The organism is Agrobacterium sp. AGB01 (assembly GCF_014851585.1).
Lineage (GTDB): Bacteria > Pseudomonadota > Alphaproteobacteria > Rhizobiales > Rhizobiaceae > Agrobacterium.
This window is the reverse complement of sequence record NZ_JACVAB010000007.1, coordinates 143,753-167,677: the sequence shown is the minus strand read 5'-3', so window position 1 is coordinate 167,677 and position 23,925 is coordinate 143,753. Positions and strand designations below refer to the sequence as shown.

General features: G+C 56.0%; 26 protein-coding genes. 18 read left to right on the top strand and 8 right to left on the bottom strand.

The features are described from left to right. Positions 1–117: 117 nt before the first annotated feature. Positions 118–1,050, bottom strand: a complete 933-nt coding sequence (locus IB237_RS21635) for a fatty acid desaturase (protein ID WP_192490798.1) — start codon at positions 1,048–1,050, stop codon at positions 118–120. Between the two features lie 229 nt (positions 1,051–1,279). Here IB237_RS21635 and IB237_RS21630 point away from each other — a divergent pair, with 229 nt between their 5' ends. From IB237_RS21630 to IB237_RS21610, 5 genes are read left to right on the top strand one after another with little or no spacing between them, the layout of a single operon-like run. Then, entirely contained in the window at positions 1,280–2,842 is a 1,563-nt protein-coding gene (locus IB237_RS21630; RefSeq protein WP_192490797.1) for an ABC transporter substrate-binding protein, read from the top strand. Positions 2,843–2,881: 39 nt separating this feature from the next. After that, positions 2,882–3,859 (top strand): ABC transporter permease, encoded by a 978-nt coding sequence (locus IB237_RS21625; RefSeq protein ID WP_192490796.1) that lies wholly within the window; start codon positions 2,882–2,884, stop codon positions 3,857–3,859. A gap of 7 nt (positions 3,860–3,866) precedes the next feature. Further along, entirely contained in the window at positions 3,867–4,694 is an 828-nt protein-coding gene (locus IB237_RS21620; RefSeq protein ID WP_246788174.1) for an ABC transporter permease, read from the top strand. Next, complete coding sequence (locus tag IB237_RS21615; RefSeq protein ID WP_192490794.1) at positions 4,691–5,665, top strand: ABC transporter ATP-binding protein; 975 nt, start codon at positions 4,691–4,693, stop codon at positions 5,663–5,665. The genes IB237_RS21620 and IB237_RS21615 overlap by 4 nt, the downstream gene beginning before the upstream one ends. Further along, complete coding sequence (locus IB237_RS21610) at positions 5,665–6,636, top strand: oligopeptide/dipeptide ABC transporter ATP-binding protein (RefSeq protein WP_192490793.1); 972 nt, start codon at positions 5,665–5,667, stop codon at positions 6,634–6,636. The genes IB237_RS21615 and IB237_RS21610 overlap by 1 nt, the downstream gene beginning before the upstream one ends. Here IB237_RS21610 and IB237_RS21605 read toward each other — a convergent pair. Beyond that, positions 6,618–7,424: a phosphate/phosphite/phosphonate ABC transporter substrate-binding protein gene (locus IB237_RS21605; protein WP_192490792.1), complete on the bottom strand. Its 807-nt coding sequence runs from the start codon at positions 7,422–7,424 to the stop codon at positions 6,618–6,620. The genes IB237_RS21610 and IB237_RS21605 overlap by 19 nt on opposite strands. 83 nt (positions 7,425–7,507) lie before the next feature. On the opposite strand from IB237_RS21605, the gene IB237_RS21600 reads away from it, so the two are divergent. Both IB237_RS21600 and IB237_RS21595 read left to right on the top strand, forming a co-directional pair. Beyond that, positions 7,508–9,124: an FAD-dependent oxidoreductase gene (locus IB237_RS21600; RefSeq protein WP_192490791.1), complete on the top strand. Its 1,617-nt coding sequence runs from the start codon at positions 7,508–7,510 to the stop codon at positions 9,122–9,124. Beyond that, positions 9,124–9,444 (top strand): ferredoxin family protein, encoded by a 321-nt coding sequence (locus IB237_RS21595; protein ID WP_192490790.1) that lies wholly within the window; start codon positions 9,124–9,126, stop codon positions 9,442–9,444. Before IB237_RS21600 ends, IB237_RS21595 begins: the two co-directional genes overlap by 1 nt. A 13-nt stretch (positions 9,445–9,457) precedes the next feature. On the opposite strand, the gene IB237_RS21590 is transcribed toward IB237_RS21595, so the two are convergent. Continuing rightward, positions 9,458–10,369 (bottom strand): LysR family transcriptional regulator, encoded by a 912-nt coding sequence (locus tag IB237_RS21590; protein WP_192490789.1) that lies wholly within the window; start codon positions 10,367–10,369, stop codon positions 9,458–9,460. Positions 10,370–10,431: 62 nt separating this feature from the next. Here IB237_RS21590 and IB237_RS21585 point away from each other — a divergent pair, with 62 nt between their 5' ends. The 5 genes from IB237_RS21585 to IB237_RS21565 all read left to right on the top strand — a co-directional run bounded on the left by IB237_RS21585 (position 10,432) and on the right by IB237_RS21565 (position 14,037). After that, positions 10,432–11,106: a DsbA family protein gene (locus tag IB237_RS21585; protein ID WP_246788173.1), complete on the top strand. Its 675-nt coding sequence runs from the start codon at positions 10,432–10,434 to the stop codon at positions 11,104–11,106. A 24-nt stretch (positions 11,107–11,130) separates the two neighbouring features. Beyond that, on the top strand, positions 11,131–12,027 hold the full coding sequence (locus tag IB237_RS21580; RefSeq protein ID WP_192490788.1) for an MBL fold metallo-hydrolase: 897 nt from the start codon (positions 11,131–11,133) through the stop codon (positions 12,025–12,027). A gap of 45 nt (positions 12,028–12,072) precedes the next feature. After that, positions 12,073–12,264 carry a hypothetical protein gene (locus IB237_RS21575; protein ID WP_192490787.1) on the top strand — a complete coding sequence of 64 codons (192 nt, stop codon included), beginning with the start codon at positions 12,073–12,075 and terminating at the stop codon, positions 12,262–12,264. A 289-nt stretch (positions 12,265–12,553) separates the two neighbouring features. After that, on the top strand, positions 12,554–13,408 hold the full coding sequence (locus IB237_RS21570) for a hypothetical protein (RefSeq protein WP_192490786.1): 855 nt from the start codon (positions 12,554–12,556) through the stop codon (positions 13,406–13,408). Positions 13,409–13,458: 50 nt separating this feature from the next. Next, positions 13,459–14,037 (top strand): YceI family protein, encoded by a 579-nt coding sequence (locus IB237_RS21565; protein WP_192490785.1) that lies wholly within the window; start codon positions 13,459–13,461, stop codon positions 14,035–14,037. Positions 14,038–14,091: 54 nt separating this feature from the next. On the opposite strand, the gene IB237_RS21560 is transcribed toward IB237_RS21565, so the two are convergent. Further along, entirely contained in the window at positions 14,092–14,808 is a 717-nt protein-coding gene (locus IB237_RS21560) for a GntR family transcriptional regulator (protein ID WP_192490784.1), read from the bottom strand. A gap of 238 nt (positions 14,809–15,046) precedes the next feature. Here IB237_RS21560 and IB237_RS21555 point away from each other — a divergent pair, with 238 nt between their 5' ends. The 6 genes from IB237_RS21555 to IB237_RS21530 all read left to right on the top strand — a co-directional run bounded on the left by IB237_RS21555 (position 15,047) and on the right by IB237_RS21530 (position 20,994). Beyond that, on the top strand, positions 15,047–16,138 hold the full coding sequence (locus IB237_RS21555) for an ABC transporter ATP-binding protein (RefSeq protein ID WP_192490783.1): 1,092 nt from the start codon (positions 15,047–15,049) through the stop codon (positions 16,136–16,138). Between the two features lie 34 nt (positions 16,139–16,172). Beyond that, positions 16,173–17,477, top strand: a complete 1,305-nt coding sequence (locus tag IB237_RS21550; RefSeq protein WP_192490782.1) for a PotD/PotF family extracellular solute-binding protein — start codon at positions 16,173–16,175, stop codon at positions 17,475–17,477. 198 nt (positions 17,478–17,675) lie between these two features. Continuing rightward, the gene (locus tag IB237_RS21545; protein ID WP_192490781.1) at positions 17,676–18,587 is read left to right on the top strand and encodes an ABC transporter permease; all 912 of its coding nucleotides are present in this window, start codon (positions 17,676–17,678) and stop codon (positions 18,585–18,587) included. Position 18,588: 1 nt separating this feature from the next. Beyond that, entirely contained in the window at positions 18,589–19,407 is an 819-nt protein-coding gene (locus IB237_RS21540) for an ABC transporter permease (RefSeq protein ID WP_192490780.1), read from the top strand. A gap of 10 nt (positions 19,408–19,417) precedes the next feature. Continuing rightward, positions 19,418–20,164, top strand: a complete 747-nt coding sequence (locus IB237_RS21535) for an aspartate/glutamate racemase family protein (RefSeq protein WP_192490779.1) — start codon at positions 19,418–19,420, stop codon at positions 20,162–20,164. Further along, entirely contained in the window at positions 20,161–20,994 is an 834-nt protein-coding gene (locus IB237_RS21530; RefSeq protein WP_192490778.1) for a GNAT family N-acetyltransferase, read from the top strand. The genes IB237_RS21535 and IB237_RS21530 overlap by 4 nt, the downstream gene beginning before the upstream one ends. 66 nt (positions 20,995–21,060) lie before the next feature. Here the strand turns inward: IB237_RS21530 and IB237_RS21525 are convergent, their stop codons facing one another. From IB237_RS21525 to IB237_RS21510, 4 genes are read right to left on the bottom strand one after another with little or no spacing between them, the layout of a single operon-like run. Then, positions 21,061–21,243: an iron chelate uptake ABC transporter family permease subunit gene (locus IB237_RS21525; protein ID WP_192490777.1), complete on the bottom strand. Its 183-nt coding sequence runs from the start codon at positions 21,241–21,243 to the stop codon at positions 21,061–21,063. A 53-nt stretch (positions 21,244–21,296) separates the two neighbouring features. Next, on the bottom strand, positions 21,297–22,370 hold the full coding sequence (locus IB237_RS21520; protein ID WP_192490776.1) for a saccharopine dehydrogenase NADP-binding domain-containing protein: 1,074 nt from the start codon (positions 22,368–22,370) through the stop codon (positions 21,297–21,299). Next, positions 22,367–23,155 (bottom strand): amino acid ABC transporter ATP-binding protein, encoded by a 789-nt coding sequence (locus IB237_RS21515; RefSeq protein WP_192490775.1) that lies wholly within the window; start codon positions 23,153–23,155, stop codon positions 22,367–22,369. Before IB237_RS21515 ends, IB237_RS21520 begins: the two co-directional genes overlap by 4 nt. Positions 23,156–23,167: 12 nt before the next feature. After that, positions 23,168–23,833, bottom strand: coding sequence for an amino acid ABC transporter permease (locus IB237_RS21510; RefSeq protein ID WP_192490774.1), 666 nt, complete (start codon positions 23,831–23,833; stop codon positions 23,168–23,170). Positions 23,834–23,925: the final 92 nt, after the last annotated feature.

The following is a 23,925-nucleotide window of genomic DNA, read 5'->3' as shown; positions in this document are numbered from 1 at the left end:
GGCTTCCGCAATGCTTAATAGCTGATGGAGCGCCCGTGAGCGGGCTTGCTTTACGGCAGGACTAACGGACATCAAGGGCTATCGTTCCATGCCGTCCGCGAGAGAAGTGGTGACGGCTTATCGCTCACGGTGGTTTGGATGTCGGGGATCATCGTGCGGTTTTACCAGAAAACGACGCGCAACTTCCCGGTAGCCATTATAGACCAGTCCACCATTGAGATTGACTAGAAACTCTCTGTGCCGACGATATAAACGGGGAATCTGGTACCAGGGAATACCCGGCCGTTTGTGATGCAGAACGTGGAGGTTGTTGTAGAGGAACAGCAGACCCAACAGTGGGCTGTTTTCGACAATTGCCGTGCGCTCATCATGGTGATCGGCAAAGCGGTGCTCAGCGAAAGACCGTAATCTGCTGAGTGCTGCTCCAAAATAAACAAACCCGAGTAGATAGATCCAAAGCGGCATTTGGCAGACTAGGACCACCCATGTCAGCACCACGGCGACACCCAGGCTATGCCTTCCCCAGATAAATGCTCTGCGCCGGTCTCCGGCACGAATGAGCAAAAACTCCTGAAACAGAAAACTCAGGATCATCACGGCAGGACCAATGGTGAGGCGTCCCAGAAGCGTCATATTGAGATTTGACAGCAATTTGCCAAAGGCTCCCATGCGTTCCCACGCTGCCTGCGTATGATAGGAGGATTCCGGATCCTCAATCGGATCCGTCAGATGCTCGTCGCGGTGGTGGAGCAGATGGCCTTCTTTGTAGATAGCATAAGGCAACCACAGGGAAATCGGAGGCCAACCAATGGCATCATTGATTGCCTGTAGCCGTGTTGGATGTCCATGCATGACTTCGTGCTGCAAGGATCCCTGCCATGCCACCAGCCAACCGCCCAGCGCGATGACGAGAAGCAGAGGCAGCGATTGCCAGAACAATGTCAGGCCGATGAACCCGCCGTAGATGACGATTGCTAAAACAACCGTCTGCCATTCAAGGCGCGCGATCGACGACTGGCTGAGTTGAGACAGGGTGGAATGGCGCAACATGGCGGCTCCGCGCATTGGAAATGCTGTTGGAATTGAGAGCCGAACTATAGGTCGCATAACGTCCGGACGCGCCACATGGCTTTGCGCAACGGAATTGAAAAACGGAAAACTAGTTTGCCGATGATGGTTCGCAGGAGAATATCAATTCTACTAAAACCATAGATTATACGATCTAATCCTGGCCATAGAGGCATATACGGCACAAAGCCGCTTTGGACAGGGGACATCCATGACACTGAATTCAACACGCCGACAGTTTCTCGCGGGCGGCGCCACCATTGCCACTGTGGTCGCTTTCGGAGGTATCAGCCCGGCTTTTGCCAATGCTGACCGCACCAAGATTACCGTCCGCGTGGAAAAGGATCTCGTCAACCTTGATCCCGCCAACCGCTCTGGCCCGATTGACCTCAATGTCATCTGGTCTGTGCAGCAGGGGCTGATTTCCTTCAAACCCGGTTCAACCGAGTGGGAATTGGACGCCGCAGAAGAACTCGAGCAGGTCAGCGACACCGAAATCCGCTTCAAGCTGCGATCCGGCCTCGCCTTTACCGGCGGCTATGGCGATCTGACGGCGGAGGACGTAAAATTCTCCTTCGAACGTTTCATCAAGCCTGATGCAGAAGGCAAATCCGTCACCTATGCCAAGGACTGGTCGGCACTGGATCATGTTGAGGTTACCGGTCCGCTTGAGGGTCGTATCATCCTCAAGAACCCGGCACCGGCACTCTATACCATTGCGCTGGCCGATGGCTCCGGTCGTATCGTGTCCAAAAAGGCATTTGAAGCTCTAGGCAAGGATTTTGCCACCAAGATTGTTGGCAGCGGCCCGTACGTGTTGAAGGAATGGACGCCGCGCGAACAGTTCGTGCTTGAGATCAATCCGGATTACAAGGGACCGATCAAACCACATTTCCAGCAGATTGTCGGCAAGCCGATTGGCGAACAGAAGACGGCTGAAATTGCCTTCCAGTCTGGCGAAATCGACTTCACCGCTATCGACCCGGAGAATGGCAAGGCACTTTCTGCTCTGCCTGACGCAAGCGTCACGGAAATTCCGGCGATCGATTACGTCTGGTTTGGGCCGAACATCGAAAAGGCACCGTTTGACGACATCAGGGTACGCCAGGCCATCCGTTATGCTGTTGATGTCGATGCCATTCTTCAAGGTGCCTATTCCGGCATTTACCCACGTGCCAACGCACTTCTCGCTCCAAGTTTGCTCGGTGCATGGAAAGACGCGCCGGTTTACAAACGTGATCTGGAAAAGGCGCAGGCGCTGCTGGACGAAGCTGGCCATTCCGGTGGCTTCAAGACCAAGCTGACGGTTGAAGCTGGCGCCCGTTACGAGGCAATCGCACAGATCATTCAGGCAAATCTCGCCGATGTCGGGATTGAGGTGGAGATTGAAGCGCTCGAATCTGCGGCCTATTGGGCACTTGGCAAAAACGACGCCAGCAAGGATCTCGAACTCTCGCTGGTCAAGTTCAATGGCAAGTTCGACCCAGGTTTCCAGACGCAGTGGTTTACGTCGGAACAGGTCGGCCAGTGGAACTGGCAACGTTACAAGAACGCCGATTATGACGCCCTGCACCAGAAAGGTGGCGTCACCGTTGATCCGGCAGAGCGGGAAAAGATCTATATCGCGGCGCAGAAACTGCTCGACGAATCCGCGGCCTTTATCTGGATCACTCACAATCTCAATGCCTTTGCCTCACGCAAATGGCTGAAGCCCGGTGTGCTGCCGAACGGCAATAACTGGCTCTATACGGCTTTCACCGACGCGGCGGTCTGAGCCTGTGACGACCAATATCAAATATAGGGAGGCGCTGCGATGAGCAGCGCACCTCTTCAAAGCCATCTGGTTTTCAAGCTGGTGACAGCAGCTCTCGCTGTCGCTGGCTCTGTTGTTTTGTTAATTGCGTTGACACGCCTGATACCCGGCGATCCGACAACCGTCATTCTCGGTCCGCGTGCCACGCCTGAAACCGTAGCAGCATTGAACGCGCGCATTGGCCTCGACAAACCGCTGCAAATGCAGGTGTTGACATTTTTCAGTCGACTGATCGTCGGCGATCTTGGCCAGGATGTCTTTAACGACCGACCAGTTTTGCAACTGGTGGCGGCGGCCCTGCCCAATACGGTTGCCCTCGCCACCTCGGCGATGCTTCTGGCAATTGCCATTGGCGTGCCGCTCGCGCTGATATCTGCCCATCGCCCAGGTGGCCGCATAGACCGGTTGATCGCCTTTGTCAGCGTGGGTTTTATCTCGACACCCAGCTTCGTTGTTTCGGTGTTCCTACTGATGATTTTCTCGGTCAAGCTCGGATGGTTTCCGGTTCTGGGCGCGGGAGAACGTGGGGATACATTGGATCAGCTCTGGCATCTTGTGCTTCCGACACTTGCGCTCGCTGCTGGCTGGGTGGGTTACATTGCCCGCCTGCTCCGTTCCTCGCTGCTGGAAGTGCTGAGTGAAAGCCATATCCGCACGCTACGCGCCTATGGTGTCAGTGAAGCGAAAATCCTGATCAAATACACGCTCAAACCGGCAATTTTGCCAACCATCGCTGTGCTTGGCATGGGATTTGGCGAACTGTTAGGCGGGGCAGTTTTTGCCGAGGTTATCTTCAACAGGCCCGGCCTTGGCTCCCTCATCTACGATTCCATCCGCACCCGCAATTATCCTGTTGTCCAAGGCGGCGTGTTCGTGATCGTTCTGCTCTATGTGCTGACAAATCTTGTTGCGGAGCTATCTCAAACACTCACCGACCCACGCGAACGTTCGCGGCTGGCCCGCAAAAGTGAGCCTTGAGATGACGATGTTTGCTGATCTCTCCCGCCGCCCCGGCGGTACCTTTGCCCTGCTGGCCGTGACATTGCTCTGTCTTTTGGCCATTGCGGCCCCGCTGATTGCACCCTATGCGCCGAACGCCATCGCACCCGCCAACCGCCTGATGGATCCGTCTCTCCAGCATATACTGGGCACCGATCACCTTGGCCGCGATATTTTGAGCCGCCTGATATATGGGGCCCGAATTGCCCTTGGCATCTCGCTTTCGGTGATTGCCATTTCCCTTACCGCCGGGGTGGTGCTTGGAATTGTCGCGGCGCTGTCACCGCGTCCGGTGGACTTATTGATTGTCGGCATTTTCGACGTGGTGACGTCATTCCCCAGCATCATTCTTGCTCTTGCGCTCGTTGCGGTGTTCGGCCCCGGACTTGGCAACGTTGTTTTGCTGGTCAGCATCGTGTTCATTCCGCATTTCGGACGGGTGGCGCGCAGCCAGACGATCACGTTGCGCAACAGCCCTTTCATCGAAGCTGAGAAGGTACTTGGTGCGCAGACATGGCGCATTATCCTGCATCACGTCATTCCCAACATCATCGGCCCCATCTTCGTATTAGCCTGCATGGATATTCCCGTTGTCATCACCATTGAGGCTGGTCTCAGTTTTCTTGGGCTCGGCGTGCGCCCTCCCCTCGCCAGCTGGGGAAATCTGCTCAATGACGGTTACGTCTACCTCGACCAGTCTCCCTGGCTTGCCACCTTCTCAGGCATTTCCCTGATCCTTGCCACGCTTGGTTTTGCGCTTTTGGGTGAAGCGCTGCGCGATACGCTGGATCCGAAGCTCAGGAAAACCCTATGACCGAGGCACTCCTTTCCATCGAAAACCTGCACGTTTCCTATCGAGGCAAAGGACGCAGCGCTCATATTCTCGATGGCGTCAACCTGACCATCAACAGAGGCAAATCGGTCGGCCTTGTCGGAGAAAGTGGCAGCGGCAAGTCGACAATTGCCTTTGCGCTACTTGGCCTTCTCGCCGACAACGCAACAGTCGAGACAGATAGCGCAAGGTTTGATGACAGGATACTGCGGCTTGATCCCAAGGGTACAGCCTCCCTTCGTGGCACTGACATCGCCATGATCTTTCAGGATCCCATGACAGCATTAAACCCGATGTTCACGATCGGCGAACAGCTGGTCGACATACAGCGGCGACGTTTTCCCAAATCGAGCAAACGACAACTCTGGCAGCGTGGCGAAGCGGTGCTGGCCGATGTCGGCGTCCAGGATGCGGCCGGCCGTATGCACCGCTATCCGCATGAGTTCTCCGGCGGCATGCGCCAGCGCGTTGTCATTGCGATGGCCTTGCTGGTGGAGCCGAAACTGCTGATTGCCGATGAACCGACAACAGCGCTCGATGCAACGATTGAGGCACAGGTCGTTGAGGTGCTGCATGAAATGCGGCAGCGAACAAAGGTTTCCATGCTGATCGTCAGCCACAGCATGGGCCTGATCGCCGAATTGTGTGACAGCGTTGTGGTGATGTATGCGGGGACCGTGGTTGAGACCGGCCCGGTGCGCGAGGTGTTGCACAATCCCCGCCACCCTTACACGCAAGCGCTTCTTGCCTGCGAAATCGACCCCAATGCGCCGTTTGATGCGACGCAGGATCTGTCGACCATACCGGGCAATGTTCCCGACCTGACGAACCGGCCTGACGGCTGCATTTTTGCCGCCCGCTGTCCGTCGCGGCAGGTGCAATGTCACCAGAAACCACCACAACGTGAAGTGGACCATGGGCACCATTATGCCTGTTGGCGGGAGGCCGCGTAATGGAGGAGCCTGCACTTGTTCTGAAAGACGCAGTTGTCCGTTATCACAGACTTACCGCTGTAGATGGTGTTTCGCTGGAGTTGCGGCGTGGTGAAACGCTTGGTCTCGTGGGCGAAAGCGGCTGCGGTAAATCTTCCGTTGCACGGTCTATTGTCGGTCTTCAGCCGCTCGCCTCTGGCACGCTTTCGGTCGATGGCGAAACCGTTCGTGCAGGCACCCGTCGTAAGGCTGGCGATGCGCAAAGCCGAATCCAGTTGCTGTTTCAGGACCCGGCGGCTTCACTTTCGCCGCGGCTTACCGTCAAAACGCTTCTCGCCGAACCGTTGAAAATCAGGAATGTTTACACCGCCGAACGTTTTGCAGAGATTGTCGCTCTTGCGGAAAGTCTTGGCCTTGGCCAGCAATTGCTGACGCGTTATCCGCATCAATTGAGCGGTGGACAGGCTCGGCGTGTGGCACTTGTGCGTGCACTGGCGGCCAATCCTTCCATTATCGTCGCGGATGAGCCAACCGCTGGCCTTGATATCTCTGTTCAGGGTGAACTGCTTAATCTGCTGCGTAGCCTGCGAGATCGACTTGGCCTCAGTTACCTGCTGATCTCACACAATCTGAACGTGGTGGGGCGCGTTACGGATCGAGTGGCGGTGATGTATCTTGGACAGATTGTCGAAAGCGGGCCAACCGCCAGCCTGTTTAGAGAGCCAGCTCATCCATACACGCAGGCGCTGCTTTCCGCCAATCTGACGCTTGACCCCAGTCGGCAGCGTGAACGGATTGTTCTAACAGGTGAATTGCCAAACCCCAGTAACCCGCCAAGCGGCTGCCGCTTTCACAAACGCTGTCCCTTGGCTCAGCCGAAATGCGCCGCCGATGCGCCGCCATTACTGGCGGGCACGGGAGCGCGCAGCGTGGCCTGTCATTTCCCGTTGGTTTCTGCGGCGCCGATCCCGCGTCAAGCGATTGCGGGGTAACCTTGAGCTTCAGCGTCTCGATCCAATTTGGCCAAGATTTGATAATCGGCGTCCCCGAGAAACGTGATGCCGCGCAGCGACAGCACGTCACAGATGTCGTCGAGCGCTGGATCGGCAATTGTTTCTGCAAGCGCCCGACGCAGGATCACCAGATCTTTGGCCGAGGTCTCAATCGAGGTGATGAATGGCAGGCCGGGACCCCGCGGTGTTTCGGCGAAGACACGAACACCTGCAAGGCGTTCCGCGTCAAAGCGCAGGGTGTTGCCAAAGGTCACACAATCGATGGAGGCGATATCCGCTTTGCCGCTTGCAACGGCGTCGATGCTGGCACGATGGCCACCGGTTTCAATAACAGAGGAAAAGAAACGCCCGTTTTCGGCATGTGGTGCGATGAAGGCACGGAAGAGATTATAGCCGGAATTGCTTCCGGGTTCATTGATCGCCGCACGGGCACCGCGCAAATCCTCGATGGACTGCGCCGAAGACTGCGCATTGACGATGACAAAGCTGCATTTAATCGGCCCATCACATCCCGGCAGATCGTAATTGGGCGTGGCAACCAGCTGAACCTTGTCCCTGAGATGTTGCACATAGGGGTATCCGCAGGTTTGCCCAAAAATGAGATCCGGGCGAAGCCAGGCTTCGTCATATCGCACCGTGTCATCAAGCACATCAGGCGCATTGAGCCCGAAGTCGCGCAACCGCGCACCGAGCGCCAGCCAGAACTGATGGGTCGCCTGCGCCACCTGTGGCGGGCTGACATACATGGCAAGGCTGGCCAGGGTCATAAAAGCACTCCGATAAACAACATAAAATCTATGTTGAAACTGGTTTGATCTGCAGTGCAATGGTTTCATTTAGGACGGATGATATGAACTTATCCCTGACAAACATTTCCCCCTCAAAGAACCGGCAATCAGATTTTGACTGTGATGTTCTGGTTATCGGCGGTGGTCCGGCCGGTTGCTGGGCGGCACTGGAGGCCGTGGCGACAAACGCCAGTGTGGTGCTTGTCGAGAAGGGATATTGCGGCAGCTCTGGTGCAACGGCATCCGCTGGCACGCAGATCTGGTACGTGAAACCGGACCCGGAAGAGCGCGAGGCTGCCATGGCCAGCCGTGAAGCGATGGGCGGCTATCTTTCAGACCGTGACTGGATGCGACCGGTACTCGACAAGACCTTTGAAAGCGTCAATCGGCTGGCCGACTGGGGTTACCCCTTCCCGCGTGATGAAAGTGGAGAACAACAGCGTATCTCGGTGCAGGGACCGGAATATATGCGGTTGTTACGGCGAAAGGTCAAAAACACTGGCGTCACCATCCTGGATCATCATCCCGCGACACATTTGCTTGTTGATGGCGACAGGGTGACGGGTGCAACCGGTATCGTGCAACAGGGTGGTGGCGAATGGCAGGTGACGGCCGGTGCTGTTGTGCTGGCTGCCGGAGGCTGTGCTTTCATGAGCAAGGCACTTGGATGTGACGTGTTGACCGGTGACGGTTATCTGATGGGGGCAGAGGTTGGTGCCGAATTGTCGGGCATGGAATTCTCATCGGCCTATGCGATATCGCCGGCCTTTGCCTCCATTACCAAGACAGCGCTTTATCGTTTTGCGCAGTTTTACCGTAGGGATGAGAGCCTGATTGAAGGGGCTGGCTCCGCACGCGGCCGCTCGATCATTGCCCGCACGTTGCTGTCGGAGCCTGTATTCGCCCGACTTGATCTGGCTGAAACCGATGAGGTCAGAACGATATTGCGGCAGGCGCAACCGAACTTCTTTGTCCCCTTTGACCGACGTGGCATTGATCCGTTTACCCAGATGTTCGAGGTCAAGCTTCGCCTTGAAGGAACGGTTCGTGGAACAGGTGGGCTGCGGTTGACCGGGCTTGATTGTGCCACCACGGTGCCCGGCCTTTATGCGGCCGGTGACAATGCCACGCGCGAACCGATCTGTGGCGGGTTTACCGGTGGCGGCAGCCATAACGCTGCCTGGGCGATTGCGTCAGGATCCTTTGCCGGTGTCGCGGCCGCCGGTTTCGCAAAAGCCAACGCCAGACCCCATTCTATATCAGATCCACAAGCTGAGAACCTTGCGAGAAATCCGTCACATTATGCGGATCCCACCGCCATTTTGGCCGCGGTGCAAAATGAGGTCTTTCCGCTCGATATCAACTATTTCCGTACCCACGACGTGCTGTCAGCGGCCTTGAAACGGCTGGATAGTCTGTGGGATGACATCAAAACTGCCGTGCCGGTGGATGAAAACGGAACCTTACGGCTGCGCCAGGCGCAGGCGATGACCGCAACGGCGCGCTACATGTACAAGGCCGCAATTTCAAGGACGGAAACGCGTGGCATGCATCGTCGCGATGATTTTCCCAAGCAGGATCCGGCCCAACATCATCGCCTTGTTCTCAGTGGGCTTGATGACATTCTCATTCGTTCCGAACCGGTAGGTTCAGACCTGTTGCCGGAGGTGGCCGAGTAATGATTGAAGTTCTTGATCCGCAAACCTGCACCGATTGCAATCTCTGTGTTCAGGTCTGCCCGACAAATGTTTTTGAGGCGATGCCGGAGGGGCCTCCCCAAATTCTCAGGCAGGATTCCTGCCAGACATGCTTCATGTGCGAACTCTATTGTCCTGTTGATGCTCTCTATGTCGAGCCCGATGCAGAAATGGTCCATGGCCTCACGGTCGAGGATGTTCATGGCAAACAATTGTTTGGCAGTTATCGCAAGGCAATCGGCTGGCACAAGGAAACCCGCCATCGCCGCCACATCGATGATCACTTCAGGTTGCCACAGTGAGTAGGGATGCGCATTAGGCCTCAAGCGCACGTTTGCGTTCGGCCGACAGCATCATCTCCACAAAACGTCGCACCTTTGCCGGTCGAAAGCGGGCGACCGGAAAAACGGCATGCAGGCCGCCAGCTGGCAGGCTCCAATCGGGCAGCAGCCGCACCAGTCTGCCCTGCGCTAAATCTTTGCCCAGCATATAATCAGGAAAAACCGAAACCCCTGCTCCGGCCAGCACACAGGCATAGGCGGCCGGTGTTTTATCCGTACGGATGGCAGACGATACCTCGACCATTTCGGGGGGAAAGCCGTCACGGGAAAACATCCAGCGAAGCGGGTGACGCAGTACTGAATTTTCGATCCACGGCAAATTGGCCGCGTCGGCTGGTGTCTGGAGTGAGGAAAACCGCTCTGCCACGGATGGTGTGGCGACAAGATATTGTTCAAACGCCCCAAGCCGTCGTGACTGATGGCTTGTATCGGTCAGCCAGCCAGCGCGAATGGCAAGATCAAGCTGCTGGGTCGCGGGATCGATAACCGTATCGTCGAAGACCAGGTCGACTTTCATAGTTGGATAACGAGCGAGATAGGCTGTTATGACAGGGGCGACAATCACCGCGCCGTAGTCGAGCGGTGCGGTCAATGTCAGGGTGCCAGAGGGTTCGCTTGTATGGTGGGACATTTCCCCATAAGCGGCCTCGGCCTCTCTCAGAATGACGGCACAGCGGTCGTAGAATATCCGCCCCTCCTCCGTGGTGGCCAGCCGTCGCGTTGTTCGCGACAGAAGCGTAACGCCGAGTTCCTCCTCAAGCCTTGCCACGTGATGGCTGACAACAGCTTTCGCCACGCCCAGACGTTCGCCCGCCGCAGTAAACGAGCCGCTTTCCACCACGGTTGTAAAAAATATCAGACGGTTGAGGTTGAGAAGATCACTCATCATTGTCTCATTCAATCATACAGTCTGTACGAATAACCGATCTTTATTCCCTGTCAAAGTCAATGGATGATGTTGACCATCGAAACGGGATCAAAGACATGCAGCCAGACCGCATCATTTATTTATTCGATCCCCTCTGTGGCTGGTGTTATGGCGCATCGCCAATGCTGACGAGGTTGATGGCGGAAGGAACGTCTATCGAAGCAATCCCGACAGGGTTGTTTTCAGGTTCGGGAGCCCGCCCGCTGGATGAAGCGTTCTCAGCATACGCATGGGCGAATGACCAACGTATCCAGCGGCTTACCGGCCAGGAATTTTCCAGGGATTACCTTGAAAAAGTCCTCCGGAAGCAAGGCTCGATGTTTGATTCAACTGCTACCACAAGAGGTGTCGTGGCGGCGGGCTCGCATACGCCGCAGACACGCTTTTCGGCTCTGCAGACCTTGCAGCACGGCCGGTATGTCAGGGGATTGGACACAAGTGATCAGACCGTCGTCGCAAACCTGTTGGAAGAGGCAGGATTATCTGAGGCTGCCGCCCGTGTTCGCCAGCCAGATGACGGACTTCGATTAGCCGTCGCCGATCTCGTGAAAATCGGCAAGCGGTTGTTCCACCAGTCCAACGCCAACGGCGTTCCTGCGCTCATCATCGAAAAAGGCGAAAGCCGTCGCCTGGTGGATTCGAGCGCCCTTTTTAGCAATTTCCAGAACCTCAAGGCTCATGTCGAAGCCGCCTAACAATTCTACTCAGAGGACATATCCATGTTTACACGACGTAACACGCTCAAGCTCACAGTCGCCGCCGCCAGCCTTGCGGCACTGCCAGTCTCAGTATCAAGGGCATTTGCCACAACTTTGAAATGGACGTTTTTCCAGGCGGATGAGACCGGCTTTCGGCGCACACCCGTTCTTTTGACCGGGGAAAAAGATGCCATCCTGATCGATGGCGGTTTTACCTTGTCAGACGGTAGTGCTCTGGCAGCCGCCATCAAGGCAACAGGAAAAAACCTGTCGACAATTTATGTGAGCTGCAACGATCCTGATTACTATTTCAGCCTGCGGCCGGTCGTTGACATTTTTCCTGATGCGAAGGTCATTGCCCGGAAAGCCACCGTTGACGCTATCAATAGCAATGTCCAGGGCAAGCTGGAGGTTTGGGGTCCACAACTCAAGGAAAATGGCCCGCAAAAGCTGGCGGATGTCGTCATTCCCTCCGTGTCCGACCTCGAAGCACTGGAGCTCGACGGCAACAGAATAGAAATCGTCGAAATTCCCACAATGCATGATCGTCGCTACCTGTGGGTACCATCACTTGAAGCTGTTTTTGGCGGCGTTCTTGTGTCTTCCGGTATTCACGTCTGGGTGGCTGATGAAGGTACTGCTGAAAAGCGTGCGGCATGGATCAAGGCGCTTGATGATCTGATTGCCCGTAACCCGAAGATCGTTATTCCCGGTCACCAGTCCGAGGGTGCACCGCAAGGCGTCGAGGCCATTAAGTTCACACGCGATTACCTCATGGCTTTCGAGGAAGAAGTGTCCAAGGGCAAGGATAGCGCAGAGGTGATTGCCGCTATGCTCAAACGTTATCCGGACCTCAAGGATGCCAGCTCGCTGGAACTGGGTGCCAAGGTTGCCAAGGGCGAGATGAAGTGGGGTTGAAAACGGGGACAGATCGACAACAGATCGAGGCAGAGAAAATGGCGAATGAAACCTCCCCAGGTGTCGGTCACCGTCACCGGGCCGACTAAGGCGCCGTTGTGTTTAACCTGGAAAGAAGCTGACGGCACCACAGTCACGCATGTGGAAGATTTTGAGACCGGCTATGTCTATGCCGCGATAACGCAGCCCGATTTAACGTTTCTCACCCTCAAGGGCAGATGGACAAAAATCATATAGGCGACGGATAGAGTGGCGCGCCGGGCAAATCGGAGCGTCATTCGTCGGCTATACGCCCACAATTTTCGTGTTCGGCAACCGAACCGATCCCGGACACGTGATGTTTCATCGTTCAATATTTGTGAACGAAGTGTCACCCCTCGATTACTATTTCTATCACGTCAATGTGACGTATCAGCCCCGTTGCCCCGCTTGCGTGGCGCAGAACAGTCGGATTAGCGTCGCCGCCATTACAGACCCAATTTTCAGATAGTGATACGGAAAGCCAGTTTTCTACATGCTTCAGACGATGCTCCTCACAATCGTTGCAATTCCTTTCGCACTTGGTGTCGTGGCAAGCCTTTTGGCCCGCAAGGCGAGCGGGGTGGGGCTGGTTCTGGCCAGCGCGCTGATCCCGGTTTTTGCAGCTGTGGTGCTGGTCGGTCTGGACGGACTGCCTGCATTTCCACCTGTAAGGGCGGCGCACAAGCTGCCTTATGTCCTGCTGGTTTTTGGTGTTGTCTTCGCTGTCCTTGCCCCTGTCATCCGCACCCGCTCATGGCTTTTGGCGGGCGTTGCAGCATTGGTTGCTTTGGCTGCGCCTGCCTGGTGGATGGGCAGCGTCATTCTTGCCAATAGCGAACGGAAACTCGTCGTTACGCTGATCCTGATCGCCATCGCCGTTGCCGGTAGTATCTGGGTTGCTTTGCGCACCTCGGATGAAACGCAGGACCGCCAACCGGTTCTGCCGCAGGCTGCATTTGCCACGTCGCTTTCGGCAGCACTGGTTGCTATTTTCGGTGGCTACATGGGCATGGCGATGTTCAACGGTGCGCTGACGGCATTGTTTGGCGGTTACCTTCTCATTGCCTACATCGCCCATTTGCGTGGCAACGGCGGAGCCTTCAGCCTTGCGGGTCCAGGCGGATTTGCCATGTCCTGGACTGCATTTCTTGGCCTGCTGGCAACGGCCATACTTGCTCCGCAAGCGTCTAGTGCTGGCCTCATTGTTGCTGGCCTCACTCTGGTTTTGCTGCCTTTCACCTCGACCCTTGCAAACCGCTTGAAACTTGCCCCGGCACTGCGCCCGCTGGTTTGCGGTTTGGTCGTTGCCGTTCCGGCAATCATCGCAATCCTCATTGCTGGCCTGCAATTCGCCAGCTGACGATCCCCAGCCCCGGGTATCATTCCGATGCCAGTTCATAGGAGAATTTTATGAAATTTATTGCAACAACCGCAGCCCTTTTCGGTCTGCTTGCCGCCGGAACTGCTTTTGCTGCCGACAGCTACGAGATTGATCCGACCCATGCATGGGTCAGCTTCAAGACCAATCATGCTGGCTGGGCAAATGCGCATGGTGTGTTCCGCACCGTGTCCGGTGAAATTTCATTCGACAAGGACGATGTCACGAAAAGCTCGATCGAGCTGAAGATCGATGCTGCCAGCATCGATACCAACCACGAACAGCGTGACACGCACCTCAAAAGCCCGGACTTCCTGAACGTTGAAGAGTTCCCTGACGTCACCTTCAAAAGCACCGCGATTGAAAAGACCGGCGACAAGACTGCAAAGGTTACCGGCGATCTGAGCCTCGCAGGCACGACGAAGCCGGTTACACTTGATGTGACATGGAATTCTGAATCGCCGCTTCCTTGGGATGCAAAGACCATCAAGACAGGTTTTTCTGCAACCGGTGCAATCACCGGCGCTGATTTTGGCATCACCAAGCTGGCAGACTTTGGTCTGGGACCAGACCTGTTATTGGATGTCGATCTGGAAGCGATCAAGAAGTAAGAAAAAAGACGCCGACCCTTTCGGTCGGCGTCATTTTCACGATGAACTCATCCTTCAGCCGATTGACAGCGCATCTTTGAGCGCCACGCCCTGCTTGGGCTGCAAGTCGAGATCGGCCTCGATGTGATCGATATGGTGCAGCATCAGGTCTGCGGCGCGCTTGGCGTCACCGCGTTCGATCAGGTCCAGAATGGCGAAATGTTCGCTATGGCCGCAGCTCGACACACCTGAACGGCCGTAAAGCGCGATGACCAGCGAAGACCGCGCCACCAACTCATCCATAAAACGTTGCAGGATGGCATTGCCAGCAACAGAGGCCAGCATGAGGTGGAAATCACCGGATGCCTTGATTTCCGCCCGCCGTGCTGCTGGGCCGCGCTCATTCATATAGCGCTCTTCCTCAACCAATTGTTCGCGAAAACGAGCGATATCCTGCGGCGTGATCCGTTCTGCGGCGGCGGTAACAATGCCTGGCTCAATCAGCCGGCGGGATGCAAAGATTTGCCGCGCCTCTTCTGGCGTCGGATTGGACACGAAGGCACCACGGTTACGCTCGGTCTTTACAAGGCCTTCGAAGGTCAGCATTTGAAGCGCAGCGCGTGCCACCGTCCGGCTGACATCAAAAAGCGCGCCAACTTCCGCTTCGGACAGTTTTGTTCCCGGCGCGAGCCGCCGATCAATGATGGCATTGCGCAGGGACTCGCGGATCGCCATTGAGCGGTCCTCGACCAATGGACCAGCAGAGGCGGATGTATGTTCAAGCAAGGTCATTGGTTTTGTCCAGCATGACTTCTTGTAGCGCGTTGCGGGGCCACCTGCCTAGTAGGATATTTAGCAATCCATAACTTAGATTGCATACGATTTGACCAAGAGATCGAAAACAATCGATGCAAATTTGCGCAGCCTTAAATGACAAAAACTGTTTGGCGCCAGAATATCGTTGATCTTCAACGGTAAATTGAACTGGCACAGCTCCTGCATCACCAAAAATAATCTCAGGAGAGTGCCTATGAGCAAAGCCGCTGAAATAGACATCGTATCCGTTTCCAAGATCTATGGTGCCACCACGGCCGTCCATGAGATCAGCCTCAAGATCCCCGCTGGCACCTATTGCTGCCTGCTTGGACCCTCAGGTTGCGGCAAGACCTCGACGCTCAGGATGATCGCCGGACACGAGAGCATCTCGACAGGTGATATCCGTCTTGGCAATGCCGTTGTCACTGACCTGCCGCCGGCCAAGCGTGGCACGGCGATGATGTTTCAGTCCTACGCGCTGTTTCCGCATCTCGACCTCGTCGACAACGTCGCCTTCTCCTTGAAGATGAAGGGCGTGGACAAAGACGTGCGGCGCGCCAAGGCGCTCGACATGCTGAAACTGATGCAGCTCGAAGCCTATGCGCCGCGGCGTCCGGCCCAGCTTTCCGGCGGCCAGCAGCAGCGCGTGGCGCTTGCCCGCGCTTTGATCACCGATCCGGAAGCGCTTCTGCTCGATGAGCCGCTTTCAGCCCTCGACCCATTCCTGAAAATCCGTATGCGGGCGGAGCTTAAAAAGCTCCAGACCTCGCTTGGCATCACCTTCGTCCATGTGACGCACAGCCAGGAAGAGGCAATGGCGCTCGCCGATATCATCGTCATCATGAATGATGGTCGCATCGAGCAGGCAGCGCACCCACGCACGGTGTTTGAGCGCCCGGCAACTGCTTTCGTAGCGAAGTTCATGGGCGATCATAATGTGATTTCCGGGCGAGTGATAAAAAGCGCGGGCGATGAGCTGATGATTTCGGTCCCGGCTGGCGGCGATTTTCTGGCGATCGGCGCCGAAGCTGCCGGCCTGAACGACACTGCCGACGTTGCGGTTCGGACCGACCACGTGCGTGTTGCACCTGCGACCGAAAAGGGCCTCGGCTTCACCGGTTCCGTTTCAAACGTCGAATATCGCGGCTCATCGGTGAAACTCACCATCAATGGCTCCGGTGTGGAGGATTTTACCGCGATCCTCAGTGACAAGGACTATTTCGCCAATCCGGTGAAGGTTGGCGACGCGATTCCGCTTTCGTGGGAGCGTGAAGACGCGCTCGTGCTGGGGCGGCTGAAGCACTGAAACTACAACAATAAACCTCAAGAGGAGAACTGGCATGACCGATACAAAAAAAACGGGAATCGAGAAGACGGCCAAGGGTATTTCCCGCCGTTCGCTTTTGAAAACGGCATCGGCTGCGGCCGGCCTCGCAGCCGGTTCGGGCGCGATTACCGGTTTCCCGACCATCTGGGCACAGAACCCGATTACGCTTCGCCAGTTTGGCACTGGCGTGTCAAACCTCAATGCGATTGCCGAGAAGTGCAAGGCCGATCTCGGCATCACGCTCGAGATGACGGCGACGGATTCGGATGCCGCCGCCCAACGTGCAGTCACCCAACCGAAGTCCTATGACGTTGCAGACATAGAATATTGGATCTTGAAGAAGGTCTATGCGGCGGGCGTGATCCAGCCGATGGATACAAAGAAGCTGAAATATTACGACAAGGTCGTTCCCCTGTTCAAAAACGGCAAGTTGACACCCGACAGCGTGATTGCACAGGGCACCGCGCCGCACACGGTCGGGTTCGTTGAAAAGCCGGGCGACAAAACCTTTGCGAAGGAAGAGACCCAGTACTTCACCATGATGCCAACGATCTACAATGCCGATACGCTCGGTATTCGTCCTGACCTGGTTGGCCGCGACATCACCACTTGGGCCGACATCATGGATCCTGAGTTCAAGGGCAAGACCTCGATCCTCAACATCCCGTCGATCGGCATAATGGATGCGGCGATGATCATGGAAGCGCTCGGCAACATCAAATATGCCGACAAGGGCAACATGACCAAGGAAGAGATCGACAAGACAATCGACTTCCTGATCAAGGCCAAGCAGGATGGCCAGTTCCGTGCCTTCTGGAAGTCGTTCGACGAGTCGGTCAACCTGATGGCGTCTGGCGAAGTGATCATCCAGTCCATGTGGTCGCCAGCGGTTGCCGCCGTTCGTTCCAAAGGCATCGACTGCAAATACCAGCCACTGAAGGAAGGCTATCGTTCGTGGGGTGGCGGTCTGGGTCTCGCAGCACATCTTACCGGTGCACAGCTCGACGCGGCTTACGAATATATCAATTGGTACACCTCCGGCTGGGTTGGCGCCTATCTCAACCGTCAGGGTTACTACTCTGCCTGCATGGAAACCGCCAAGGAACACATGTCGGCCGATGAATGGGGCTACTGGATCGAAGGCAAGGCCGCGACCGGCGATATCGTTGCGCCGGATGGCAAGGTCATGGAAAAGGCCGGCGCAGTGCGCGACGGTGGCTCCTTCGAGGAACGCATGGGCCATGTCGCTTGCTGGAACTCGGTGATGGACGAAGACCGTTACATGGTCCGCCGCTGGAACGAGTTTATCGCAGCCTAACAGACAAACAGATCACCCTCCCCCCGCAAGGGGGAGGGCTTAACCCAGCCGCACCGCCAGGCGCGATCGTGACAGGCGAACGCGGCCACGGCTTATTCGCAGTCGTGGAGAAGATGGCCGGTAGGCCTGATGATGTAGCCGACAGCTTCGCCTTTTCGTTGCGGGAAGGTCCAGAGGCCCATAGGGAGAAGCCAAGCAATGGCGACGATCACATCGACGGATACGGAAAATGCCGAGCAGGCTCGCCCAAAAGGCTTTCAGCTGCCGATTGCCGTCATCTCCTACCTACAGGCGGTGCCGCTGACGCTCATTCTTGGTTTCTTTTTGCTGCTACCGATCATCATGATCGCAGTTGTCAGTTTCTGGGATTATGATTTCGCCCAAATGTATCCCGACTTCCTGACGATGAACTATGCTGAAACGCTTGGGTCATGGGTTACCTGGAAGACCTATCTCAACACACTTAAATATGCGGCTCTGGTCTGGCTGATCACGCTTTTCATCGGTTTCTGGGTCGCCTACTTCCTTGCCTTCCACATCCGCACCACATCAATGCAAATGGTACTGTTCCTGATCTGCACCGTGCCGTTTCTGACATCGAATATCATCCGGATGATTTCATGGATCCCGGTTCTTGGACGAAACGGCCTGATCAATTCTACGCTGGTGGGGTCCGGAGTGATTTCCGAACCGGTGGAATGGCTGCTCTATTCCGATTTCGCTGTCGTCTTGGCCATGGTGCATCTCTACACGCTCTTCATGGTGACGCCGATCTTCAACACATTGATGCGCATTGACAAATCGCTGGTAGAGGCAGCGCGTGATGCAGGCGCTTCTTCTTGGCAGATCCTGTCGAACGTCATCATTCCGCTTGCCAAACCCGGCATGGCGATCGGCACGATTTTTGTCGTAACTCTGGTCATGGCCGATTTTTCCACCGTGCAGGTGATGTCTGGCGGACAGAGCGCCTCCGTCGCGCTGATGATGAAGAACCAGATGTCGCTGCTGCAATACCCTGCCGCGGCCGCCAATGCCGTGGTGCTGCTGGTGCTCGTGTTGATGATGGTCGCTGGCATATTGCGGATCGTTGATATCCGGAAGGAGCTTTAAGATGTACCGCGAAAAACGCTCCCGTGAGTTCTACTTTCTCGCCATCTTCTTTGCCGTCTTCGTGCTGTTCCTCTATGGCCCGCTGTCGGCAATCCTGATCCTGTCCTTTCAGGGGCCGAATGGCGGCCTCACCTTCCCGCTCAACGGTGTGTCGCTGCGCTGGTTCGCCAACCTGTTCGAAACCCAGGCGGTGGGTGATTTCGGCGGTTCGTTCCGCCGCTCGGCCATGCTTGGCATCATGGTCATGCTGGTAACGGTTGTTGTGTCGCTGCTGGCAGGACTGGCCTTTCGCCGAAAATTCATCGGCGCGACGGCGCTCTTTTATCTGGCAGTCGCAAGCCTCGTTGTACCCTCGATCATCGTTTCGCTCGGCATCGGCGTGCTGTTCAGCCAGCTCGGCCTGCAGCCGGCATGGTACTCCTCGGCCTTCGGCGCGCACCTGACCTGGACGCTGCCCTTTGGTGTGTTGATCATGTTTGCCGTGTTCAACCGCTTCTCACCTGCTTACGAGGAAGCGGCACGGGATCTCGGCGCATCCTCCTGGCAGACATTCTCGAATGTTGTTTTGCCGATGATCGCTCCGAGCCTGATCGGCGTTGGGCTGTTCGGCTTCACGCTGTCTTATGACGAATTTGCCCGCACGCTGATGACGGCAGGATCGTTCAATACGCTGCCGCTGGAAATCTACGGCATGACCACTAATGTGACGACACCGGTGCTTTATGCGCTTGGCACGGTCACAACAGTCTTCTCCTTCCTGGTGATTGCTGGCACGCTCGGCCTGATCGTCCATCTTAATCGTCGCAGACAGCGGAGTTGATGAGACACCGATGCGCATCCTGATCATCAATCCCAACACAACAGCCAGCATGACCGCAACCATCGCCGACAGTGCGTGCCGTGTTGCAGGGCACCAGACGGAGATCGTCGCCGTTACCTCATCGATGGGGCCGGTTTCCATTGAAGGCTATTATGACGAGGTCTTTGCTGTTCCTGGCCTGTTGAAGGAAATCGCCGCAGGCGAAAAACAGGGTATCGATGCCGTCGTCATCGCCTGTTTCGACGATACTGGTCTTGATGCTGCGCGGGCGCTTGCCAACGTGCCAGTGATCGGAATCTGCGAGGCAGCGGTTTCTGCCACGGCCTTCATTGCCCAGAAATTCACTGTTGTGACGACGATGGAACGATCGCGGCTGCCGCTTGAGCACCTCGTCCAACGCTACGGCATGTCGTCGCGATGTAAGGTAAGAGCCGCAGATATTCCCGTCCTGTCTCTTGAAGACCCGAACTCCAATGCCCGCGACCGGTTGCGCAGCGAGATTGCGCTGGCGCTGAAGGAAGACAGGGCTGAAGCGATTGTGCTCGGCTGCGCCGGCATGGCGGATCTGACCGCTGAGCTGAGGGCCGAATTCGGTGTGCCTGTCGTGGATGGCGTTGCCGCGGCAGTAAAACAGGCGGAATCGCTGGTCACGCTTGGCCTGACGACCGCCAAGCGCGGTGCTTATGCAACACCGATCTCGAAACCCTATCGAGGCATGTTGGAGCCCTTCCAACCTGAGCGGCTGACAGGCTTATGAGTGACGTTGTGATCCGGTCGCTCGATCTGGCGGAGATCGAAATGCTGATTGGCTGGGTGAAGGCCGAAGGCTGGAACCCTGGGCTTGCCGATGCGGCACCATTTCAGGCTGCTGATCCCGAAGGGTTTATCGGCTGTTTTGTCGATGGGCAGATGGCCGCTGGCATATCCGCCATCCGCTATGGTTCTGATTTCGGATTTATCGGTCTTTATATCGCGCATCCTGATTTTCGCGGGCTCGGATACGGGCGGCGCGTTTGGGATGCGGGCATGGCGCATCTGAAAAACCGAACGATCGGTCTTGATGGCGTGCCGGAGCAACTGGCGAGTTATCGATCCATGGGTTTTGTCCCCGACTATGAGACCTTTCGCTGGAGCGGAAAGCTGCAAGGCCGGATCGATCCTGACATCTGCTCACCTGAGGAGATTGATCCGATCAGCCTGATCGCGTTCGACAGTAGGTGTTTTGCAGAGAGCCGGGCGGCTTTTCTGCAAGCGTGGCTGGCGTTGCCGAGACGGACAAAAGTGCTTATCCGCGATGGTGTGATCTGCGGTTATGCTGTTATGCGTCAATGCCATGAGGGTTATAAGATCGGACCGCTTTTCGCCGCAGACACTGGCGCTGCAACGACATTGATTCTTGCGTGTGGCGCCGAGATGGATGGTCAGTTGATCCACGTCGACGTGCCTGCCGATCAGGCCAAATTTTCCGCTGTTTTACAAGAACACGGTTTTCGGCGAGGTTTCCAGACGACGAGGATGTATCGTGGAACACCACCTTTATTCGAAACCGGGTGTGTTTTCGGTGTGACAACACTCGAATTGGGTTGAGGTGGTTATGGAAACAGTACGACGAAGCTTTCTAGTGAGACTGTTGATGCGCAATTTCAAATGGCGTCATTTTTGTCGCTGACAAATCCTCCAGAAACGGAGGTTTTCTGGATGCCGGTGGGCGCATTCACAGCAAAAAAAAGGTGCGCCGAGAACTGCGGTAACGACCCCCGCAGGCAGTTCAAGCGGTGCAATAATACTACGACCGACGAGGTCCGCCACGGCCATGAGGATGGCACCTGTCGCCATGGCAACCGGTCAAGAATATCGTCCAAACCTTTGCATGAAGAGTCGACTACCAGTTAGTGCAAAAGTGGCTTGAGAAACGGTGATGCCAGAAGCGCATCCGTATCAATGAGGTGATGTGCGACATGCCCGTGCGGTTCAATCTTGCCTTGGCTTAACATAGACAACAGAGCGGCCGCATAACCTGTTGCGCCTGATATCAATGCGTTGAACGGGCCAACGTCCTTGTTTGGTGCAAACCGATAGGACTTAGTCCGCTCGGTCGGCAACCTGCCACGATAGCCGCGTGCAGTCACCACAAGAAGCAGAATGTCGTCTTCAATAACCGGTAGGCCATTGTAGAGCAGCGAACGCAGCATATCGCGCCGGTGACGAAGGTTGAGATCATCAAGCATAAAACGAATATAATCGAGATGGCCCGGATAGCGGATGGTCTTAAAGGTCAGGTTTTTCGGTGCGGCATGCGAGAAGATCGACAGCGCCTCTACTCCGCCGGATGTGATGAACTCTTCGTAGCTCACTCCGTCAATACTCAACCGGCCGTAATCTTCCAGGGGTGTCAGCATAACCGGCTGCCCATCCCGGATCGCGGCACTCGGCCGGGTATATTCATCGATCAGCCCGTCAACGTTCCAGATTTGCCCGTAACCGAGACGATTGGTGGGATAACGCGGGATGGCGCCGACACGCATGATGACGTCGGTGACAGGTGAAAATGATTTGAGCAGGCCGCAGGTGACATTGCCAATCAGCCCGGGAGACACGCCACATCCGCTGAAAACTGCCCGGTATTTTGACAAGGGGTCCAGTATCACCTGTGTTTCCGGCCTTGGGCAGGTGAAATCGAGGTAATGAACGCCGGCTCTGGCTGCGGCTTTTGCAACATCTGCGACCGCCGGTTCCGGCACGGCTGCAACGACAACATCCTGCCCTCTCAGATGGGTCTGCAAATCCTCTCCGTGTCGAACAGCTTTGACAGAGGCATCTATCTCCATCTGTTGCAAGCGTGACAGAGCTTCTTCCGAGCGGTCAACGACCTGAATGGAAAATTCGCCACTTTTCGACAGGGTTCGGGCCATGGCGACGCCGATTTCTCCAGCGCCGACGATGCTGACGTTGAGTTTTGTCACAATGTCTGCCCCCTGAAACGCTGGACAAAGCCTTGCAAGCGCGGATTTTTTGGACGCAGAATGACTTCATCTGCCGTTCCGGTTTCAGCAATTACGCCGCCGTCGAGAAACAGCACGCGGCTTGCCACGTCTGCGGCAAAAGCCATTTCATGCGTCACGATTGCCATGGTCATGCCCTTGTCGGCCAGCCCACGAATAACCGCCAGAACCTCGCCGACCAATTCCGGGTCAAGCGCGCTCGTCACTTCGTCAAGCAGCAGGACTTCGGGTTCCATAGCCAGTGCCCGGGCAATTGCCACACGCTGTTTCTGGCCACCCGACAGATGAGCCGGATATGAGGCGTGTTTCTCGGCCAATCCCACCTGCCCGAGCAAATCCATCGCAAGTTCTTCCGCTTCGCGTTTTGGCCGCTTGCAGACGACAATTGGCCCTTCGGTAACGTTTTGCAGCACAGTTTTATGCGGGAATAGATTGAAATGCTGGAAGACCATGCCGACATGACGACGCAAGGTACCGATGCCGACCGCCTCTCCCTTGTCACGAAAACTCTGGCCTACGACTTTCCCGCGAAAGCGAACCGTGCCGCCGGTCGGTGTTTCCATCATGTTGAGACAACGAATGAAGGTTGACTTGCCAGAGCCCGAGGGTCCGATCAGTGCGACGACTTCACCGCGCTTGAGGCTGAGATCCAGCCCCATGAGAACCTCATGTGTGCCATATGCCTTACGAAGCGCTTGCGTTTCGATGACAGGGACATTGTCGTGTGTGTGCTGTGTCATGTTCATGCATCCGTTCCGTTAGTCGCTGACTCTGAGGCGTCGTTCGATCCAGTCTGCAGCCTGGGTAAGCGGCAGGAGCATGGCGATGTAGAGGCCAGCCATTAAAGTGTAGGATTCCAGCGGCCGGTAGGTCTGGCCGTTGACCACCGCTGCCATGTAGGCGAGGTCAGCAACCGAAATCACCGACACCAGCGATGTGTTTTTGAACTGGATGACCGACTGGTTGATAAAGGATGGCAGCACCCTTTTCATCGCTTGCGGCAGGATGATGCGGATCATCGACTGCCACGGGCTCATGCCGATAGCGGATGCCGCTTCGCGCTGTCCCTTGTCGATCGAAACAATGCCGCCGCGGAAGATTTCAGCGTAAAACGCACCGACATAAAGCGACAGCGTCAACATGGCTGCCAGGCTATTGTCGATCGAACCGCCGATCAGCAGTGGAAACGCGTAATAGAACCATAATAGCTGCACCAAGAGCGGCGTACAGCGAAAAATTTCCTGATAGATGCGGGCAATGGCCGAGAAGATTTTCCAGCCGGAAAGCCGCGCCGCACAGGTCACAAAACCGATGATGATGCCAAAAAATATCGAGGCGAATGTATAGACGACAGTGATCCAGAGGCCCCAGAGAAAGAGATCCCAGTACTGCCATACGGAATGGAAGTCCCAGCTGTAATTCATCGCTCACCTCCGGCTGTCACGGCCGCGCATAAAAACGGGCAATACCCGTGCGAGGACCGCAGCTTCTCATCGGTTGGTTTTGTCATTGTTGT

Coding starts and splice junctions, on each gene's coding strand:
- IB237_RS21635 (WP_192490798.1), bottom strand. CDS start 1,050: ATGTTGCGCCATTCCACCCTGTCTCAACTCAGCCAGTCGTCGATCGCG.
- IB237_RS21630 (WP_192490797.1), top strand. CDS start 1,280: ATGACACTGAATTCAACACGCCGACAGTTTCTCGCGGGCGGCGCCACC.
- IB237_RS21625 (WP_192490796.1), top strand. CDS start 2,882: ATGAGCAGCGCACCTCTTCAAAGCCATCTGGTTTTCAAGCTGGTGACA.
- IB237_RS21620 (WP_246788174.1), top strand. CDS start 3,867: ATGTTTGCTGATCTCTCCCGCCGCCCCGGCGGTACCTTTGCCCTGCTG.
- IB237_RS21615 (WP_192490794.1), top strand. CDS start 4,691: ATGACCGAGGCACTCCTTTCCATCGAAAACCTGCACGTTTCCTATCGA.
- IB237_RS21610 (WP_192490793.1), top strand. CDS start 5,665: ATGGAGGAGCCTGCACTTGTTCTGAAAGACGCAGTTGTCCGTTATCAC.
- IB237_RS21605 (WP_192490792.1), bottom strand. CDS start 7,424: ATGACCCTGGCCAGCCTTGCCATGTATGTCAGCCCGCCACAGGTGGCG.
- IB237_RS21600 (WP_192490791.1), top strand. CDS start 7,508: ATGAACTTATCCCTGACAAACATTTCCCCCTCAAAGAACCGGCAATCA.
- IB237_RS21595 (WP_192490790.1), top strand. CDS start 9,124: ATGATTGAAGTTCTTGATCCGCAAACCTGCACCGATTGCAATCTCTGT.
- IB237_RS21590 (WP_192490789.1), bottom strand. CDS start 10,369: ATGAGTGATCTTCTCAACCTCAACCGTCTGATATTTTTTACAACCGTG.
- IB237_RS21585 (WP_246788173.1), top strand. CDS start 10,432: ATGGATGATGTTGACCATCGAAACGGGATCAAAGACATGCAGCCAGAC.
- IB237_RS21580 (WP_192490788.1), top strand. CDS start 11,131: ATGTTTACACGACGTAACACGCTCAAGCTCACAGTCGCCGCCGCCAGC.
- IB237_RS21575 (WP_192490787.1), top strand. CDS start 12,073: ATGAAACCTCCCCAGGTGTCGGTCACCGTCACCGGGCCGACTAAGGCG.
- IB237_RS21570 (WP_192490786.1), top strand. CDS start 12,554: ATGCTCCTCACAATCGTTGCAATTCCTTTCGCACTTGGTGTCGTGGCA.
- IB237_RS21565 (WP_192490785.1), top strand. CDS start 13,459: ATGAAATTTATTGCAACAACCGCAGCCCTTTTCGGTCTGCTTGCCGCC.
- IB237_RS21560 (WP_192490784.1), bottom strand. CDS start 14,808: ATGACCTTGCTTGAACATACATCCGCCTCTGCTGGTCCATTGGTCGAG.
- IB237_RS21555 (WP_192490783.1), top strand. CDS start 15,047: ATGAGCAAAGCCGCTGAAATAGACATCGTATCCGTTTCCAAGATCTAT.
- IB237_RS21550 (WP_192490782.1), top strand. CDS start 16,173: ATGACCGATACAAAAAAAACGGGAATCGAGAAGACGGCCAAGGGTATT.
- IB237_RS21545 (WP_192490781.1), top strand. CDS start 17,676: ATGGCGACGATCACATCGACGGATACGGAAAATGCCGAGCAGGCTCGC.
- IB237_RS21540 (WP_192490780.1), top strand. CDS start 18,589: ATGTACCGCGAAAAACGCTCCCGTGAGTTCTACTTTCTCGCCATCTTC.
- IB237_RS21535 (WP_192490779.1), top strand. CDS start 19,418: ATGCGCATCCTGATCATCAATCCCAACACAACAGCCAGCATGACCGCA.
- IB237_RS21530 (WP_192490778.1), top strand. CDS start 20,161: ATGAGTGACGTTGTGATCCGGTCGCTCGATCTGGCGGAGATCGAAATG.
- IB237_RS21525 (WP_192490777.1), bottom strand. CDS start 21,243: ATGGCGACAGGTGCCATCCTCATGGCCGTGGCGGACCTCGTCGGTCGT.
- IB237_RS21515 (WP_192490775.1), bottom strand. CDS start 23,155: ATGAACATGACACAGCACACACACGACAATGTCCCTGTCATCGAAACG.
- IB237_RS21510 (WP_192490774.1), bottom strand. CDS start 23,833: ATGAATTACAGCTGGGACTTCCATTCCGTATGGCAGTACTGGGATCTC.